Here is a 16061-nt window from a genome sequence, read left to right as displayed (position 1 = left end):
TGGCAGACGGTAGGTGTTTAGTCCCGGCATTTGATGGTGCATTATTTTCCTTAGAATGGAGGGAGGCACTATGGGCCAGGTTCTACACGGGAGCGCCACAACGACAGAGGCAATCCGTCGAGCAATACAAAATAGTGAAGAGAGCCTGAGAGCGCTTTCAAAGCGGTATGGGGTCAATCAGAAGACAATAGCCAAATGGAAGAGACGGACATCATTGGCCGATCTTCCGACAGGCCCGAAGGACCCGCATTCGACAATCCTCTCCCTTGAAGAAGAAGCCGTCATCGTCGCCTTTCGCAGGCATACATTGCTGCCTCTTGATGACTGCCTCTATGCCCTTCAACCGACGATCCCGCATCTGACACGTTCGTCCCTGCACAGGTGTCTGCAGCGCCACGGCATTTCACGCCTGCCGGAAGTGAAAGGCGACAAAGAACCGAAGAAAAAGTTCAAAAGCTACCCGATCGGCTACTTCCACGTCGATATTGCCGAGGTGCAGACGGCTGAGGGCAAGCTCTATCTCTTCGTGGCGATTGATCGCACGTCCAAGTTCGCCTTCGCTGAGCTCTATGCCAAAGCTGGCAAGATGAATGCCGCCCAGTTCCTGCGCAACCTGATCGCGGCGGTGCCCTACACCATCCATACTATCCTGACCGATAATGGCATCCAGTTCACCAACCGGGCCTGTGACCAAAATGCCTTCCAGCACATCTTCGACCGAGTCTGTGAGGAATACGAGATCGAGCATCGCCTGACAAAGGTTAAGCACCCATGGACCAATGGGCAGGTCGAGCGGATGAACCGGACGATCAAGGAAGCGACTGTCAAGCGCTTCCACTACGACGATCACGCACAACTGAAAAAGCATCTCGCCGACTTCATCGACGCCTACAATTTTGGGCGCAGGCTCAAGACACTAAAGGGCCTCACCCCCTACGAGTTCATCTGCAAAAGGTGGACTTCCGAGCCAGATCGATTCATCATCGATCCTATCCATCAAATGCCGGGACTAAACAGGTAGGTAGTTCTTATAGGTGGCTTTCGAACCTAAAGCGGCGTCGTAAACTTAACGGATGAAAGGCCAGCGAAAGACGCCATCCGCAGATATCTCTCATGCTCGGCAATTTTCGCCCACAGGCTCATCGGCGCCGTGCGCAGTTCGCGATGGTGGCCGGAGGAGATGTCGTGGCGCGGGATTTGAAATAGGTTGGGATCGGATCATGGATGGAGACGAAGCGTTGTAGATGTCGCTGTGACTTGAAGCGCTTCATGATCCGCTCTCGCCGCCGGACTGGTTGGTGAGAATTCTCCGCCCGATTATTCAACCCTTTGTGGGAGCGATCCTCTACACTTGGCATGATCTCTCGCTTTGCTGCGCCGTAGGACTGAAGCTTGTCGGTGATCATCGCACGCGGCGACGGTCCCTGACCCTTCAAGAGCTTGCGCATCAGGCGCTTGGCGGCCTTTGCATTTCGGCGGCTTTGTACGAGAACCTCCAAGACGAAACCGTCCTGATCAACTGCGCGCCACAGCCAATGCTTCTTGCCGCGGATTGAAACAACGGCTTCATCGAGATGCCACTTGTCCCCAAGCCGACCGGATGATCGACGACGGATCTCGTTGGCAAAGGTGCGGCCGAATTTCTCCGCCCACAGCCGGACGGTCTGGTGCGCGACAATGATCCCACGGGCAGCCAGCAAGTCCTCGACCATTCGCAGGCTCAGAGGGAAACGGAAATAGAGCCACACGGCGTGGGCAATAACTTCAGCGGGAAAGCGATGTCGACGATAGAGTGGATCACGGTCTGTCATCAACCTTCATCGCACATCGAATTCCACATTCCGTTAAGTTGACGATGCCGACAAAGTGCTTGCCAAGTGATGCATCGCGTCGAACACACCACACAATTGTAGATCTGTGCCGCCCGTGCGGGGAGCCACTCTCTCACATTGGCTTTGGTGACGTTCCACAACGCTCGGCATAGGCAGCCTGCCTTGCAAGGGCGGTTTCATCATATTCAATAGCGTCAACGCAGCAGCTTTTTTGGGCGGCCCATTTGGCGTGGCGTCCGGCGCCACTGCCAAGGTCGGCAACAGCCAGATCCGGCGCGTGCTTCATTGCCAGTTCAATCATCTCCACGAACAGAGGTGATGGCGGCCGATCGTCACCATCAGCCCAGATATGTTGATAAACCTGTTGATCCCTAGAACTTTGACCAAACTGCAACGCACTAAATCGTTCATCGGAAGAGCCTTTCCTCATGTCAAAATTGGCCGGTTGGGCTGTAACGCCGGAGGGCCTGTCCCTTTACTTGGGTATCGTGCGTTTGCCCGGCGCCTGAAGGCCCGCCTGCGGTGTTTGGGCAGAGCCCGGTTCGCGTAGCATGTCGTTTGCCCTTTCTCTCAATTCAGATTTTTTGATCTTTCCAGTCGAAGTCTTCGGCAGTTCGCCAAACACCACCCGACGGGGTACCTTGTAACGAGCGAGCTTTGACCGACAAAAGGAAAGGAGCTCGTCTTCGGAAATCGCGTCACCACGTTTAACCCGCACGAAGGCACAGGGTGTTTCCCCCCATTTCTCATGCCGCTGGCCAACGACGGCCACTTCCAGGACCGATGGATGCTGATAGCGCGCGCGTTCGATTTCGATGCTCGAAATATTTTCACCGCCGGAAATGATGGTGTCTTTGGATCGGTCTTTGATCTCAATGACCTCGTCGGCATCCCAGACAGCCAAGTCTCCCGTGTGAAACCACCCTCCCCTGAATGCTTCTGTCGTCGCCGCATCGTCTTTCAAGTAACCGGTCATGAGGGCATTCCCGCGTAGCAGGAACTCGCCAAGCTGCTTACGGTCCTTCGCGACCAACTCGAGCGTTTGCGGGTCGGCAACGATAACGTCTTGCTGCAACAGACGACGAACGCCCTGACGAGCCATGAAGCCTGCCCTTTCATCAGGGGACAGATCGCCCCAGGTGGAACCGGGCTCACACGAGACAATCGGACCGTATGTCTCGGTCAACCCGTAAAATTGCGTCACTTCGAATCCAAGCCGCTCATTTCCCTCAGGATCGGGACAGGGGGCGGCGAACCGGCGGTTGCGAATGCGACAGGACGTTCAAGCCGCTCCATCTGTGCCTCGACAATCATGCCCATCACGACCGGCGCGCCGCAGAGGTGTGTTATTGGGTGCGATTTCAGCTCAGCGAGAATGGACTGCGCGCTTACAGAGCGAAGGCAGACATGGGTTCCGCCAACCGCCGTTATGCTCCAGGGGAAGCACCAGCCGTTGCAATGAAACATCGGCAAGGTCCAAAGGAAAACTGCAGCCTTGGGGATTGACCATGTCAGAATATTGTCGATCGCGTTCAGATAGGCTCCCCGGTGATGATAGAGAACACCTTTCGGCCTGCCGGTGGTGCCGGACGTATAGTTCAACGCTATCGGGTCTTGCTCATCTGATATGAGCGGCAGGACCGGGACTGCTGACGCCGCAACAAATAGTTGCTCGTACTCGACCTCGCCTTGCGGGCAACGGCCGGGCGATTGGTCGTCGCTGATCCAAATGACGAAAGGGCGATCGGACGCCGGCAACAGCCGCAGCGCCTCGCTAGCAACCTCCAAGTAGTCCTGATCGACAAGGAATATCCGGCTCTCGCTATGGCTCAGGATGTAAGCCATTGAAGCAGGATCAAGTCGTGTGTTCACGGCATTCAAAATGGCGGCAATCATCGGGACTGCAAAATGTGCTTCGATCATGGCGGGCGTGTTCGGGGATAAAATGGAGACAACGTCTCCCCTGCGCACTTGCAGCTCGATCAGGGCTGCTGCCAATCGGCAACAGCGGCGATGGAGTTCGCTCCATGATCGGCGAAGGCTACCGTAAACGATAGCCGTCCGCTCAGAATAGAGGTTCGCCGAACGCGTGAGAAAGCCAATCGGCGACAGGACAGAGTAGTTCGGTCGCGTTTCCGACATGAGAATGCCATCCCCCTGACTGTAATAGCCCGCATAATGAAAGAATGTTCTGCGCCGCTCTCGTGGTCGAGCTCAAGCATGCCCCCGGTCGGCGTTGGTTTTCATACAGTAAGTTTTTTTGCATTTAGGGAAATATATTTAATTTTATCTCGCACAGCTAAATATAAAATATAACCGCTCTTGATGTACTTGTGTTTTCAAACTGTTGATGTTCTTATTAGTTCGCTATCTACGTTCCCGAGAGCAAAAGTATTGAAAACGTGACCAAGGTCCGGTCAGAGGCGCAGGGCGCCGCCGGGCTTACAAGATGAGGAACAGGAATGCGCTTCTCTTATTTGCTTCAAAAAATGCTCACCAAGCAGGGTATTCAATATGGTTCTGTCGCAAAACTTTTCACCGGGTTTGCAACCAGTATGGTAGGCGTAGATCCGGGTTGGAGATGAGCAGGCAGATTGAGTTTCCCGATCATGGTCGATTTCAAAGGCAGTCATTACCCGAAAGACGTGATTTTATACGCGGTATTTTTCTACGTGAGATATGCGGTCTCCTATCGTGATCTGGAAGAGATTATGGCCGAGCGCGGCGTTACACCCGAACGCCGGTCCCAGGCCCAATCATGCTGCTTCCACTGCCGGATAATCTGCGTCAGGGTGCCGGGCGCCACCGAACTCTCGAAGCGAAGTGTGCGGCCGCAGCTCAATCGTAGCTCGATCATCCCGCAGCAGCTCTCCCTGAGTTCAGGGACATCGGTCTGCACGGCATTCATATCGACTGGAATGAACAATGCATTCGCAGATGCCGACAAAAGCCCCTTCTTCTTGAGCTCGCTACGCCAGGCGTATATCTGCTGCCGCGTTAAATCGTGACGATGAGCAACCTCTGTGATCGTGGCTCCAGCAACCCCAACCGACATGACAATCGCAAGCTTGTCTTCTTCGCGCCACCGCCGTCGACGTTCCTGCCCAAGAATTTCAACGCGCATCGCAATCCTCGCCTAAGACACGTCGCTAACGACGTCGTTAAACACGTCTCTTAGGCCATCAGGGCGCTAGGCGGCAGGCGGTGCCAATCGGGCGGTTACCCTCGTCGGCGATGTCCTTGCCGACAACGGTACGCCCCCGAAATGAAGGCTGCAAAATGAAAAAAGCCCGGTCGAACCGGGCTTTTTTCATTGTGATACAAATTGAGCCATATCAATCAGGCAGCGTTCGAAATCCAGTTCGAAAGGGCCGTCTTCGGCTTTACGCCAACCGAGATATCGGCAACTTCGCCGCCCTTGAAGATCGCAAGCGTCGGAATGGAGAGCACGCCGAACTGTGCAGCGAGTTCCGGGTTCTCATCGATATTCAGCTTGGCCACCTTGACCTTGCCTTCCATCTCGACGGCGATTTCCTCGAGGCTCGGAGCAATGGTGCGGTGCCGAATTTTCAATGTCCGGTATTCACTTTGTCTTGACCGCTGCAAGCGCTAAACCGAGCGCCTTTTCGCTGAGCGTGAAGAGCGAGGCGTTCTCGGTGTAGACAAGCATGCAATCAATACGCTTACCCGGATAGAGCGGCGCCAGGATCTCGCGATAGATCGCCAGCTGCGCCCGGTGCGCGAAGGGGATAGCCTCCTCCGATGCCGGCGGCACCCGATTGGTCTTGTAGTCAAGAATGACGACGCGATCGGCAAGGATGGCAAGCCGGTCGATACGGCCGGAGACGGCATAGCGCCTGTCTTCGAGCGTCAATGTTCCCATGATCGAGACCTCGGGCTGGGCCTGCGCACCGAGGACAGCCTGCAGACCCTTTTCGCCAATAGTTTCAGAACCGAATCGACAAGCTTGCGCCGCTCGGCTTCCGGCCACAACCGAGCCGCCCGTTCGGCATAGCGGCTCGCCGCATCAGGCCGTTCGCCGAGTGGAATTTCGGGAAGCGCCTGCAGCATGCGATGGATCAACCTGCCCTTCTCCAGTGAACGATCGCCGCGCTCCTTCTCGCCAAACAGCGGCGAAACGACCAGCAAACCGCCCTCGTCTTCATCGATGATCGTGCCCACGCCGGACCGCGGAGCGGATCGCTGAGGAAATTGTCTCGCTGCGCCTTCACTAAGAGAAAATTCAATGAGGCACGGCCTTCCGATGGAGCCGGTAAGTTTGTTGGCGCGGCAGCTTATTAACTGTTGACGAGTCTGGATAACGATCATATAGCGTCATGACGGTTTACAAGCAAAATGCATATATAAACACGTCAGGAGATAATTATGCCACATTTTGAGAATCCGCGCATGGTCAAGGGGTCCGACCTCCTTGCTCGGCGATTGAGAACGAGGGGGTCGAGGACATCTTCGGCGTCTCCGGCGAGTAAACCCTCGACGTCGTCGCTCCTGCTCCATCTGCATCAAGTGGGCGTCGTCCTGTCACGACGGGGACATCGGCGCTCTCCCAAAAGAAGGATACTGTCGGCCCGCACCCGCAGAAGCCATTTCAGAAGACGAGATCACCGGCGTTTATTGTCCAACAGATGGAACGCGCGCCGCGTTTTGAACTCGAAGCAACTCGACTTGATCCTTAACACGCTCATTCCTGGCGCACGAAGCGGGGGAAAACACTGTGGAGAAGAAGAACATGACCTCTAGTTTGAATAGCGGCTCTCCAGCCCCGTTGATCGACGTGCAGCACTGGCTGCGCGGCGATCCGCTTTCCAACTTCCAGCCCGGCAAGATATACATCCTTGAGTTCTTTTCGACTACCTGCGGACCTTGCGGGCCGGCGCTGTCCGACGCGGCGCAGTTGCAGGAGGAATACAGCGACATGGGAGTTGAGGTCATCGGGGTCGCAGCAAATGAGGAAGCTGCAACGGCTGACGAGGCCCGAGCTCAGGTGGACGCATGGGTAACCAAATGGCTCCCGAATACGAACATACGGATCGCGTTCGACCACTCAGGCGAAATGGCTAAGCATTGGCTGGAAGCTAGCCTGACTTTCCATGTTCCACAGGCGTTCATTGTCGACCGAGACGGTAGCATCGCCTTTATCGAAGATTCGAACTCACTCGAGGACGTTCTGCCAAAAGTGATTGACGGCAGTTGGCGCGCCAGGCCGAAATAGCGCGAGAACTTCGCACTGCATGCAAATACGAACTTTGCGTCGCTGGCGAAAGATTGCCGATGAACGCCGGTTCGGGATCATGAGAATCTTGGAGTGATGAGATGAATAAGACAATCCGCGACCTCGTAGCCAAATTCGGCAAGCTTCCTGTGTCGATCGACCAGGTCGCCGACGACGCCGATCTTTATGCGGCAGGTTTGACATCCTTTGCTTCTGTGCAGTTGATGCTTGGCATTGAAGAGGCCTTCGACATCGATTTTCCCGACAATCTCCTCAACCGCAAATCCTTCGCGAGCATCTCGGCCATCGCCAGGACCGTCGATCTCATCCGGGACAGCGGGGAGGTCGCGTGATGAATTTCCCCGTCAAGATCATGCAGGACGGTCTTGTCGCAAGGGTGGCCCGCGTCGCCGAAATCGCTGCGAAGCACGCGGATGCCGTCGATGCTGAAGCCCGTTTCCCCCGGGAAGCCGTGGATGCGATGAAGGCCGAAAGGCTGCTCGGCATCCAGGTGCCGCGCCATCTCGGCGGCGAATCCGCCTCGATCACCGAGATCGCCGAATTGTGCTCGCTGCTCGGCCAGGTTTGCGCCGCAAGCGCCATGGTCTTCGCCATGCATCACATCAAGCTGTCGAGCCTCGTTGAACACGGCGCCGACAGCGAATGGCATCGCGGTTTCATGCGCCGCATCGCCGCCGAGCAGCTGTTGATCGCATCCGCCACCACCGAAGGCGGTATCGGCGGAAACCTGCGCAACAGCATCTGTGCGGTCGAGGTCGATGGCGACATGTGCCGTCTCGAAAAGGATGCGACCGTCATTTCCTATGGCTCGCATGCCGACGCCATTCTCATCACCTCGCGTGCCCACGCGCAGGCGGCTTCCTCCGATCAGGTGCTGACGGCCTTCCTCAAGGACCAGTACACGCTTGAGAAAACGCATGTCTGGAATACGCTCGGCATGCGCGGAACCTGCTCCGACGGCTTCCTGTTCAAGGGTGAAGCGCCGGCGCATCAGATCCTGCCGAAGCCTTTTGCGGAGATCGCGGCGCAATCCATGCTTGCCTCCTCGCACCTCTTGTGGAGCGGCGTCTGGTACGGCATCGCCGTTGATGCCGTTGTGCGCGCCCAGGCTTTCGTGCGCGCCGCCGCCCGCAAGGCGCCGGATGCCCAGCCGCCGGGTGCGCTGCGCCTTGCCGAGGTTTCGAACCTGCTGCAGATGGTGAAATCCAACGTGGTTGCCGGCCTCAAGGCCTATGAGGATGCCAAGGCCGATGCTGACAGGCTATCTTCGATGGGATTTGCGGTGGCGATGAACAACGTCAAAATCGCCTCGTCCGAGACGATCCTGGAGATCGTCAACCATGCGATGCTGATCTGCGGCATCATGGGCTACAAGAACGGTACGCCCTTCAGCCTCGGACGCCATCTGCGCGACGCGCATTCCGCACAGCTCATGATCTCGAATGACCGCATCCTCGGCAACACGTCGAGCATGCTTCTTGTCCATAAGCAGGACACTAGCCTACTGGGGTGACAGTCATGGATATGCAGACCTCGTTTCTGGACCGGCTTTTCGAATCCGGTCTGCTGATCGATACCGGCATCGACGGGCTCTACGGCCGTAGCGGCCAGTTCGAAGACGTGATCGCTGCCTTCGAGCGCCTGATCGACACGTTCGGCGGCGCCGATGGTGCCGAAGCCATGCGCTTTCCGCCCGGCATGAACCGCGCCTTCTTCGAAAAGAGCGGCTATATGAAGAGCTTTCCGCAGCTCGCCGGCACGGTGCACAGCTTCTGCGGCAGCGAGCTCGATCATGTCAGCCTGCTGCAATGCATGGAAGTCGGCGAAGACTGGACCAAGGGGCAGGAGGCGACCGACATCGTGCTGACGCCGGCTGCCTGCTATCCGCTCTATCCGACGATCGCCAAACGCGGCAACCTGCCGAAGACGGGCGGCCTCTTCGACCTGCAATCCTATTGCTTCCGCCATGAGCCGTCGAAAGACCCGGCCCGCCAGCAGCTGTTCCGCATGCGTGAATATGTCTGCATGGGCACCGAGCTGCACGTCACCGATTTCCGCCAGCGCTGGATGGATCGCGGCGTCGAGATGATGAAGGCTGTCGGTCTCGACGTGACGATCGACGTCGCCAATGATCCGTTCTTCGGCCGCGCCGGCAAGATGCTCGCCAATAATCAGCGCGACCAGAACCTGAAGTTCGAGCTTCTGATCCCGATTACCTCGGCTGCCAATCCGACCGCCTGCATGAGCTTCAACTACCATCAGGATGCCTTCGGCACGAAATGGGGTCTCAATCTCGAAGACGGCAGTGTCGCGCACACCGCCTGCGTCGGCTTCGGACTGGAGCGCATCGCCCTTGCCCTCTTCCATCATCATGGGCTCGATGTGAAGCAATGGCCGGCCAGCGTACGGAAAGCGTTGTGGGGCTGAGCAAATCGATGACATCGCTATTTTCGGGGGTATTTTCGGGAATCGACCCGGAAACCTACCGGGCGCATGCGCTGCATTCCGGCGAGCGCGCCTGGCCGGAAACCAATTGCTATGTCGATCTCTGGATCGAGGTTCTGGCGACATCAGGCGTTGCGCCAGAGGCGATGCTGGGTTTTACCCTGACGCAGGATTTCGAGGGCGACCAGTTCACTTTCTTCAAAGTGCCGCTAGAGGATCTCGAGGCGCTCTACGGCATTCGTGCGACCGAGCTTGCCATCTACGACCGCGTCGAACGCCATGTCGAGGTTCAGATCGCGCGAGCCCGCCTTTGCCTGATCGAAATGGATTCCTTCTACATGCCGGATACGCGCGGCACCGCCTACCGGCAGGAGCACGGCAAGACGACGGTTGCGATCAACCGGCTGGACGTTGCGGCCAAGCGCGTCGATTATTTCCACAATGCCGGCTATTTTCGTCTCGAAGGCGAGGATTTCGACGGGCTGTTCCAGCTGCATCTGACGGAAAACGACCCGCCGTTCCTGCCGTATACGGAATTTGCACGATTCCCGGAAAAACCGGCAGACGAAGCGCATCTGCGCGCGACCGCGCGGCGGCTTGCCGGTTTTCATTTTGCCCGGTGTCCCCGCGAAAACCCGATCCACGCCTTTGCAAGCGTCTTTCCGCAACAGGTCGAAGCGGTGGCGGAACGGCCGTTCGGCTTCTTCCACAAATACGCCTTCAACACGCTTCGCCAGGTGGGCGCCAATTTCGAGCTGGCGGCCGATTACCTCACCTGGCTTTCCCCTGGTGAATTCGCGGCTGCCGCCGAGCATGCCGGGCGCATTTCGGAGGTGGCGAAATCGGTGCAGTTCCAGCTTGCCCGCGCCGTCACCCGCAAGAAGTTCGAGCCGTTGCAGGCAGCACTTGATCCGGCCGCCGATGCATGGGATTCCATGATGGCGTCGCTTGCGGGGCGAATCTGAGGCCGGAGATCTGACCATGCGGGGGCGTTTGGCGAGCATCGGTGCCGCGGAAAGTCTACTTTCCGAAGGCTGGAACCTGATCCTGACGGAGTCGGGCGCCTGCGCCGTGCCGCACGACATCCCGTTGTCGGCACAGTTCATTCCAGCACCCGTTCCAGGCACCGTCGCCGCCGCGCTCGAAAAAGCCGGGCTCTTCGACCGGGAAAATCCCGAGCCGCTGAACACGCGGGATGCCTGGTATCTCTGCCGGCTTTTCGATGCCGAGCCCGGCGACGCGATCCTGCGTTTCGCAGGGCTGGCGACACTCTGCCACGTCTTCCTGAACGGCCAGGAAATCCTGTTTTCCGAGAGCATGTTCACGGCGCACGAGATTCCGGTGACGCTTTCGGGCGGCGATGAGCTGGCACTGTGCTTCCGGGCGCTCGGCCCCCGCCTGTCGGAGCCGGGCCCGCGCGCGCGCTGGCGGCCGCAAATGATCACGCCGCCAGGCTTGAAGAATTTCCGCACGACGCTACTCGGCCATATGCCGGGCTGGTGCCCCGATATCCATGCCGTCGGGCCATGGCGGCCGATTTCGATGGTGCAGCGTCATCCCGTCTCGATCGACAATGTCTCCATCCGCGCCGTATTGGAGGAGAGTGGCGTCGGCCGTCTCAGCGTGTCCCTGCATAGCAATGCGGAGGATCCGGCAATGCTGCTGCGCTGCGGCGGGATGGAGCAGCCCTTCGAAAAGGTCGGCGACAGTCATTACTCGGCTATCCTCAAGCTTTCCGACATCGAGGCCTGGTGGCCGCATACGCATGGCGCTCCGCGTCTCTACGCGCTGACGCTGGTTTCCGACGGCGTGGAATATCCGCTCGGCAGGATCGGCTTCCGACGTATCGACGTCGACCGCGGTGCCGATGGCGATGACTTCGCGCTCCTCATCAACGGCGAACGCATCTTCTGCCGCGGCGCCGTGTGGACGACGGCCGATATCGCGCGATTGCCGGGCGGGCGAGCGGATTATGAGCCGTTCCTGCGGCTTGCCGTTGCAGCCGGAATGAACATGATCCGCATCGGCGGCACCATGGCCTACGAAACGCCTGATTTCTTCGCGCTCTGCGACGAACTCGGTCTGCTCGTCTGGCAGGACTTCATGTTCGCCAACTTCGATTATCCGCGCAACGACAAGGCTTTTCTCGGCCACGTGCATGCGGAGGTCGAAGAATTCCTGCACGGCGTGCAGGCGTCGCCTTCGCTGGCCGTGCTTTGCGGCGGCAGCGAAATCCATCAGCAGGCGGCAATGCTCGGCCTGCCGGCGGAATTCTGGAGCGGGCCGGTCACCGATGAAATCATCCCGGCGGTCGTCGCGCGCATGCGCCCGGACGTGCCCTATGTCCCGAACTCGCCCTATGGCGGAGCGATGCCCTTTTCGCCGAATGCCGGTATCGCCCATTATTACGGCGTCGGCGCCTATATGCTGCCGATTGCCGATGCGCGCCGCGCCGATGTGCGTTTTGCCTCCGAAAGTCTCGCCTTCGCGCATGTGCCGCAGCAAAGGACGCTGCAACGTCATCTCGACGTGCCCGCCGTCCACAGCCCGCTATGGAAGGCCCGCGTGCCCCGCGACCGCAGTGCATCGTGGGATTTCGAGGATGTTCGCGACTTCTACCTGCAGCTTCTCTACGGTTTCGATCCGGCTGAGCTGCGCCGCGAAGATCCGGAACGCTATCTCGATTTCTCCCGCGCCGTTACCGGCGAGGTGATCGAGGAAACTTTTGCTGAATGGCGGCGCAAGGGCTCCGCCTGCAATGGCGCGCTCGTCTGGACGCTGCAGGACCTGCTGCCCGGTCCCGGCTGGGGAGTGATCGATTCCACCGGAGAGCCGAAGCCGGTCTGGTATGCGATGCGCCGTGCATTCCGGCCGGTGCAAGTGGTCTTCACCGACGAGGGAACGAACGGTCTCGACGTGCATGTCATCAACGAGACGGATGCAGCACTCGATGTCGAGCTCGAGGTCGTCTGCCTGCGCGGCGGAAAACAGCAGGTCGTCAGCGGCAGCAGGGCCTTCAAGCTTGCGGCAAGAGATACGGAGCGCCTTGCCTGCACCGCGCTGTTCGGTGCCTTCTTCGATGCGACCTATGCCTTCCGTTTCGGGCCGCCGGCGCATGATGCCAGTGTGGCGCGCCTGCGCTCGCTGGCGGACGGCGCCATTCTCGCCGAGAGCTTCCACTTCCCCTGCGGAAGGGGGAAGGCGCTGCATGACGCAGGGATCGAAGCATCATTTACCAGAGACGACGGCGACTGGTTCGTTGACCTCAGGACCGACCGGCTGGCGCAATCGGTGCATATCGATGTCGAAGGCTATCGAGCCGACGACGATTGGTTCCACCTTGCCCCCGGTGCGATGCGGCGTGTGATGCTCCACGCGCTGTCCGGCGCGGAAAGCGATATTCCGCCTGCGGGCGAGATCAGAAGTCTAGGCAGTTCGCATCGCGTCGCAATCGAGGGCTGACGCCCCTGCGAAGGATGATGCCGATCCATTGGGAAAGACCGTGATTTGAGAACGATATACCGCTTTCTGCGCGCCCATGTTCTGCAGCGGCTGATCCCGCGGTCGCGTCTTGCCTTCAATCCGCGTAGGCCGGTGGAGATCGGGCCGGTTCCTTTGGGACCGGCTCTTTGCCATGTCAGGGGAAGGGAAGGAAAAGAAGGACAAGGACCCTGCCCGCCACGCCGACCCCGTCCCGGTCGGTGGTCCTGCAGGAGCCGGCGGTCAGCCGCAACGGCTTTGCCGTCCTCACTCCATTCTGGCCGTTCCGGTGTGGCGAGCCGCCTGATCGCTCCTGCCTTCGGACCTCCGCGACGGGGTCGCGATGGCGCGGCCCCCAAAACGGAGGATAGTGACATGAGCAGGAAATCCGAAGGCGAACGCGCCGACCTCTATGCGCGGATCACGGATAGGATCGTTGCAGATCTCGGGAAGGGCGTAAAACCCTGGATGAAGCCATGGCCGCCGGATTACCCGGCCCCCACGCCACAACGGTCAGCCCTATTCGGGCATGAACATTCTCTTGTTATGGTCGGAGGGAATGGCGCGCGCTTCACGTCACCCATGTGGATGACGTTCAAGCAGGCGGTGCGACGTGAAAGTCGCATGAAAGGAGTGACCCATGGGTCCATGAGTAGTGTTCAACTCTGTCGCCGCTTTCCCCATGCGGTGCTGGTTACGGCGCGGTGTGAAGCGGGAATGAAAGCCCAAGATGGAAATGCAGCCAACGCATTTTATCGGGCGAGGCGAAGGTCGGAAGGGCGAACGCGAGTGAATTCTCATTGAAACGCGTCGTGAGGAAGTAAGGCCGTAACCGTTGGTTGATACGGCCGAGCTGGGCAAATGCGAACCGGGGTGCGCTTGGCCCCACCGCGCCCCGGCGTACAGAGAGCGCCCGACCCGACCGCAGCTCCTTCATGTGGAACACGGAAACCCCGATGGGAACTGGTGATTTCGTCAGTAGGCGGACCGCAAGGGGGAAATCCATAACCCGCCGGATAGGGCGATGCCCGAGCCGAAAGGCTGCTGACGTGGGTCTGGTGAACCGCCCAAAGACGTTGTGATGATTGTTAACCGAGGGAAAAGTTAGGTGCGGAAATCCTCTGCAAACGGAACCAAGGGACAGACCGATTGGAATGCCATCAACTGGCGGCAGGTCAATCGACGCGTTCGCAATCTGAGACAGCGTACCTTCCGGGCGTCCCGTGAGACCTCGCCAAGGTCCGTTCTCTACAGAAACTGATGCTCAGGAGTTACTCGAACACGCTGAAAGGCAGCCTTGAAAAGACGGCCGCCAAGACCAGGAAGGCGGCTTAACGGCCTGCCATCCGAGATTCAGCGCGCCGGAAGCTGTCCGATTTCCTCGCGCTCCGGTGCGGCGATCACTCTGTCAGGGTGCCTCCTGGTCTTGCGCCGAAGGCTGGTTGCAACACGTGCCGAAAACATTCTTTGCGCGCTCGGTGGCTGCGGCTCTTTCTGCACTGCTCAATTCGTTGTATGGCTCCGTTTCGAAAGAGAATTTGCCGGAATCGAATGCCTCCCCTTTGGATTGTTGGGCGACCATGGACCACATGGCCGATGTAGTCATGTCTTTTTGCCCGTAGGCGCTGACGCCGGTCAACAAGGCGGCAAGCTGGGCGCCTCTCAGATTTGCCTGTTCGGTCAGATGCACCGCTTCGTTCAGCCAATCCTTGTAAACGGCGGGATCAACGTCGAAGGCCTTGTTGGCCAGCTTGGCTTCGGCCCGGGCGGCATCTGCGGCGCGGAAATCCTCCAACAAGACAATGCCCTTGGCATTGACATCCCCCGCGGCCGCGGCTTCGCGCAGCAAATCGCCGGAATTCCGGATGTCTTCCGCGGTGACACCGCTGCACTGCACCTCCATCGTGCGAATCTTGAAAGCGGTGGCGGCGACAAGATCTTCGAAGTTCCTGTCGCCGCTTTTTTCCAGTTTTGCGGCGTCGGCCAGATCCTGGTCGTGATTGCTCCTAGATTCGAAATAGCTGGCGCATCCCCGCGCCAGCATCGCTGCGCCGTAGGCGGGATGCCCCCCGTAATCCTTGGCCTGCAATGCATATTGCGCCGGGTTCAACAGATCGAATCGAACGGGAGCTTGAGGGTCGCCAGGCAACACCTCGGCCGTTGGTGCAATTTCATCCGACTGGAAAATACAGTAAATGCAATAGACCGCCAAAGCTGTAAGCGATACGAGAAGGACGCGCAGCAATTTCTTTTTGCCTGTTGACATTGAGTAGTAGATCCTCATCTTCCATGGAGTTTGACGCCAGCCCACTGCTTTCAACGGGCCGGCCGAAGATTCGAACGGGCAAATTCAATTCAAGATTTCACGTCGTAACCCAGTTCCTTGACGTTGGCGGACATCGTCTTGCCGTCATTGTTGAAGGCAAGTAGCGCCTGCTCAGCCTCGGCTTGCGCAATGACTGCGACGATCGAGGTCGGCGCAGAGTGTGGACTGCGTGGCGGCCTTGCAGCCGTTTCTGCGGTATTGCCTCATCAGATTCGCCGCCTTGTTCAAGGCGAGCGCGGTATCGCGGTAATTCTTCTCGATGCCCCAGAAATGCGTTATTTACTTTTGTCTTGTCGTCGACGATTTCTTTGTAGTTCGGCACATTGTTTCTTTGCGCGTTGTCGATGGCTCTTTGCGCAGCAGGAATTTCGGAATCGATCTTGCTAAGAATTGCCTGCGTCGCCCATCCGCAGGCGCTGGCGGCGGCGATCACGGTCCCGGCCTTCTGTTGTTGTATGGATGGTTCTGGCTGATCGAGATCCTGCAGGTCAAATACCTCAACAACACGATTGAGCAGGACCACCGGTTTATCAAGAAGCTGACCCGCCCCATGAAGGGCTTCAAATCCTTTCAGTCTGCGTCAGCAACACTGGATGGTATCGAGGTGGCTCACATGATCCGCAAGCGCCAATTTTCAACCAGTGGCCAATCGGCATTTCAGCAATTCGCCGCACTCGCTGCATAACTGTGTCCAGCGATGGCCGCTTCTGCGGCCTTTTAAAAA

Annotated in this window: 13 protein-coding genes and 6 pseudogenes; 11 read left to right on the top strand and 8 right to left on the bottom strand. The window is 58.4% G+C overall.

What is annotated here, in order from left to right; translation table 11 throughout:
• Nucleotides 1-70: 70 nt before the first annotated feature.
• The gene (locus BA011_RS36145; protein ID WP_151343721.1) at nucleotides 71-1021 is read left to right on the top strand and encodes an IS481 family transposase; all 951 of its coding nucleotides are present in this window, start codon (nucleotides 71-73) and stop codon (nucleotides 1019-1021) included.
• Nucleotides 1022-1047: 26 nt separating this feature from the next.
• Here BA011_RS36145 and BA011_RS36140 read toward each other — a convergent pair.
• The 4 genes and pseudogenes from BA011_RS36140 to BA011_RS43400 all read right to left on the bottom strand — a co-directional run.
• A pseudogene (locus tag BA011_RS36140) lies at nucleotides 1048-1814 on the bottom strand (IS6 family transposase).
• A gap of 130 nt (nucleotides 1815-1944) precedes the next feature.
• Entirely contained in the window at nucleotides 1945-2262 is a 318-nt protein-coding gene (locus tag BA011_RS43405; protein WP_151343747.1) for a class I SAM-dependent methyltransferase, read from the bottom strand.
• Nucleotides 2263-2307: 45 nt separating this feature from the next.
• Entirely contained in the window at nucleotides 2308-2808 is a 501-nt protein-coding gene (locus tag BA011_RS46405) for an AMP-binding enzyme (RefSeq protein ID WP_335727700.1), read from the bottom strand.
• 45 nt (nucleotides 2809-2853) lie between these two features.
• Nucleotides 2854-3974: pseudogene (locus BA011_RS43400) on the bottom strand (AMP-binding protein); the annotation flags it as partial.
• Nucleotides 3975-4441: 467 nt separating this feature from the next.
• Between BA011_RS43400 and BA011_RS43395 the strand changes: the two are divergent.
• Nucleotides 4442-4564 (top strand): annotated as a pseudogene (locus BA011_RS43395) (IS6 family transposase); the annotation flags it as partial.
• On the opposite strand, the gene BA011_RS36125 reads toward BA011_RS43395, so the two are convergent.
• From BA011_RS36125 to BA011_RS43390, 3 genes and pseudogenes are all read right to left on the bottom strand, one after another.
• Entirely contained in the window at nucleotides 4522-4887 is a 366-nt protein-coding gene (locus BA011_RS36125) for a transposase (RefSeq protein ID WP_237352861.1), read from the bottom strand. The pseudogene BA011_RS43395 and the gene BA011_RS36125 overlap by 43 nt on opposite strands.
• Before the next feature lie 284 nt (nucleotides 4888-5171).
• Nucleotides 5172-5390 (bottom strand): annotated as a pseudogene (locus BA011_RS36120) (thioredoxin domain-containing protein); the annotation flags it as partial.
• 25 nt (nucleotides 5391-5415) lie between these two features.
• Nucleotides 5416-6077 (bottom strand): annotated as a pseudogene (locus BA011_RS43390) (PD-(D/E)XK nuclease family protein); the annotation flags it as partial.
• A gap of 490 nt (nucleotides 6078-6567) precedes the next feature.
• On the opposite strand from BA011_RS43390, the gene BA011_RS36105 reads away from it, so the two are divergent.
• From BA011_RS36105 to BA011_RS46695, 8 genes are all read left to right on the top strand, one after another.
• The gene (locus BA011_RS36105; RefSeq protein WP_237352816.1) at nucleotides 6568-7065 is read left to right on the top strand and encodes a TlpA disulfide reductase family protein; all 498 of its coding nucleotides are present in this window, start codon (nucleotides 6568-6570) and stop codon (nucleotides 7063-7065) included.
• Nucleotides 7066-7166: 101 nt separating this feature from the next.
• Complete coding sequence (locus BA011_RS36100; protein ID WP_065284356.1) at nucleotides 7167-7418, top strand: acyl carrier protein; 252 nt, start codon at nucleotides 7167-7169, stop codon at nucleotides 7416-7418.
• Nucleotides 7418-8599 (top strand): acyl-CoA dehydrogenase family protein, encoded by a 1182-nt coding sequence (locus tag BA011_RS36095; RefSeq protein ID WP_065284355.1) that lies wholly within the window; start codon nucleotides 7418-7420, stop codon nucleotides 8597-8599. The genes BA011_RS36100 and BA011_RS36095 overlap by 1 nt, the downstream gene beginning before the upstream one ends.
• Nucleotides 8600-8604: 5 nt before the next feature.
• Nucleotides 8605-9513, top strand: coding sequence for an amino acid--[acyl-carrier-protein] ligase (locus tag BA011_RS36090; protein ID WP_025396393.1), 909 nt, complete (start codon nucleotides 8605-8607; stop codon nucleotides 9511-9513).
• Nucleotides 9504-10496, top strand: coding sequence for a DUF1839 family protein (locus BA011_RS36085; RefSeq protein ID WP_186806624.1), 993 nt, complete (start codon nucleotides 9504-9506; stop codon nucleotides 10494-10496). The genes BA011_RS36090 and BA011_RS36085 overlap by 10 nt, the downstream gene beginning before the upstream one ends.
• A gap of 16 nt (nucleotides 10497-10512) precedes the next feature.
• Complete coding sequence (locus BA011_RS36080; RefSeq protein WP_065284354.1) at nucleotides 10513-12993, top strand: glycoside hydrolase family 2 protein; 2481 nt, start codon at nucleotides 10513-10515, stop codon at nucleotides 12991-12993.
• Nucleotides 12994-13386: 393 nt separating this feature from the next.
• Nucleotides 13387-13815 (top strand): ArdC-like ssDNA-binding domain-containing protein, encoded by a 429-nt coding sequence (locus BA011_RS46700; protein WP_072642673.1) that lies wholly within the window; start codon nucleotides 13387-13389, stop codon nucleotides 13813-13815.
• A gap of 304 nt (nucleotides 13816-14119) precedes the next feature.
• Nucleotides 14120-14272, top strand: coding sequence for a reverse transcriptase N-terminal domain-containing protein (locus BA011_RS46695; RefSeq protein ID WP_196766967.1), 153 nt, complete (start codon nucleotides 14120-14122; stop codon nucleotides 14270-14272).
• A gap of 147 nt (nucleotides 14273-14419) precedes the next feature.
• Here the strand turns inward: BA011_RS46695 and BA011_RS36075 are convergent, their stop codons facing one another.
• Nucleotides 14420-15277 (bottom strand): hypothetical protein, encoded by an 858-nt coding sequence (locus tag BA011_RS36075; protein ID WP_237352815.1) that lies wholly within the window; start codon nucleotides 15275-15277, stop codon nucleotides 14420-14422.
• Nucleotides 15278-15806: 529 nt separating this feature from the next.
• Between BA011_RS36075 and BA011_RS43375 the strand changes: the two are divergent.
• Nucleotides 15807-16022, top strand: a pseudogene (locus BA011_RS43375) (DDE-type integrase/transposase/recombinase); the annotation flags it as partial.
• Nucleotides 16023-16061 lie beyond the last annotated feature (39 nt).

The organism is Rhizobium leguminosarum (assembly GCF_001679785.1).
In the GTDB taxonomy this organism is placed as follows: Bacteria; Pseudomonadota; Alphaproteobacteria; order Rhizobiales; family Rhizobiaceae; genus Rhizobium; species Rhizobium leguminosarum_R.
The sequence above is the reverse complement of the archived record's forward strand: the minus strand, read 5'-3'. Positions and strand labels throughout refer to the sequence as shown.

Bases quoted from the DNA above. Each gene is read 5' to 3' on its own strand.
- BA011_RS36080 (WP_065284354.1), top strand. From the start codon at position 10,513: ATGCGGGGGCGTTTGGCGAGCATCGGTGCCGCGGAAAGTCTACTTTCC.
- BA011_RS36075 (WP_237352815.1), bottom strand. From the start codon at position 15,277: ATGTCAACAGGCAAAAAGAAATTGCTGCGCGTCCTTCTCGTATCGCTT.
- BA011_RS43405 (WP_151343747.1), bottom strand. From the start codon at position 2,262: ATGAGGAAAGGCTCTTCCGATGAACGATTTAGTGCGTTGCAGTTTGGT.
- BA011_RS46405 (WP_335727700.1), bottom strand. From the start codon at position 2,808: ATGACCGGTTACTTGAAAGACGATGCGGCGACGACAGAAGCATTCAGG.
- BA011_RS36125 (WP_237352861.1), bottom strand. From the start codon at position 4,887: ATGTCGGTTGGGGTTGCTGGAGCCACGATCACAGAGGTTGCTCATCGT.
- BA011_RS36145 (WP_151343721.1), top strand. From the start codon at position 71: ATGGGCCAGGTTCTACACGGGAGCGCCACAACGACAGAGGCAATCCGT.
- BA011_RS36095 (WP_065284355.1), top strand. From the start codon at position 7,418: ATGAATTTCCCCGTCAAGATCATGCAGGACGGTCTTGTCGCAAGGGTG.
- BA011_RS46700 (WP_072642673.1), top strand. From the start codon at position 13,387: ATGAGCAGGAAATCCGAAGGCGAACGCGCCGACCTCTATGCGCGGATC.
- BA011_RS36100 (WP_065284356.1), top strand. From the start codon at position 7,167: ATGAATAAGACAATCCGCGACCTCGTAGCCAAATTCGGCAAGCTTCCT.
- BA011_RS36090 (WP_025396393.1), top strand. From the start codon at position 8,605: ATGGATATGCAGACCTCGTTTCTGGACCGGCTTTTCGAATCCGGTCTG.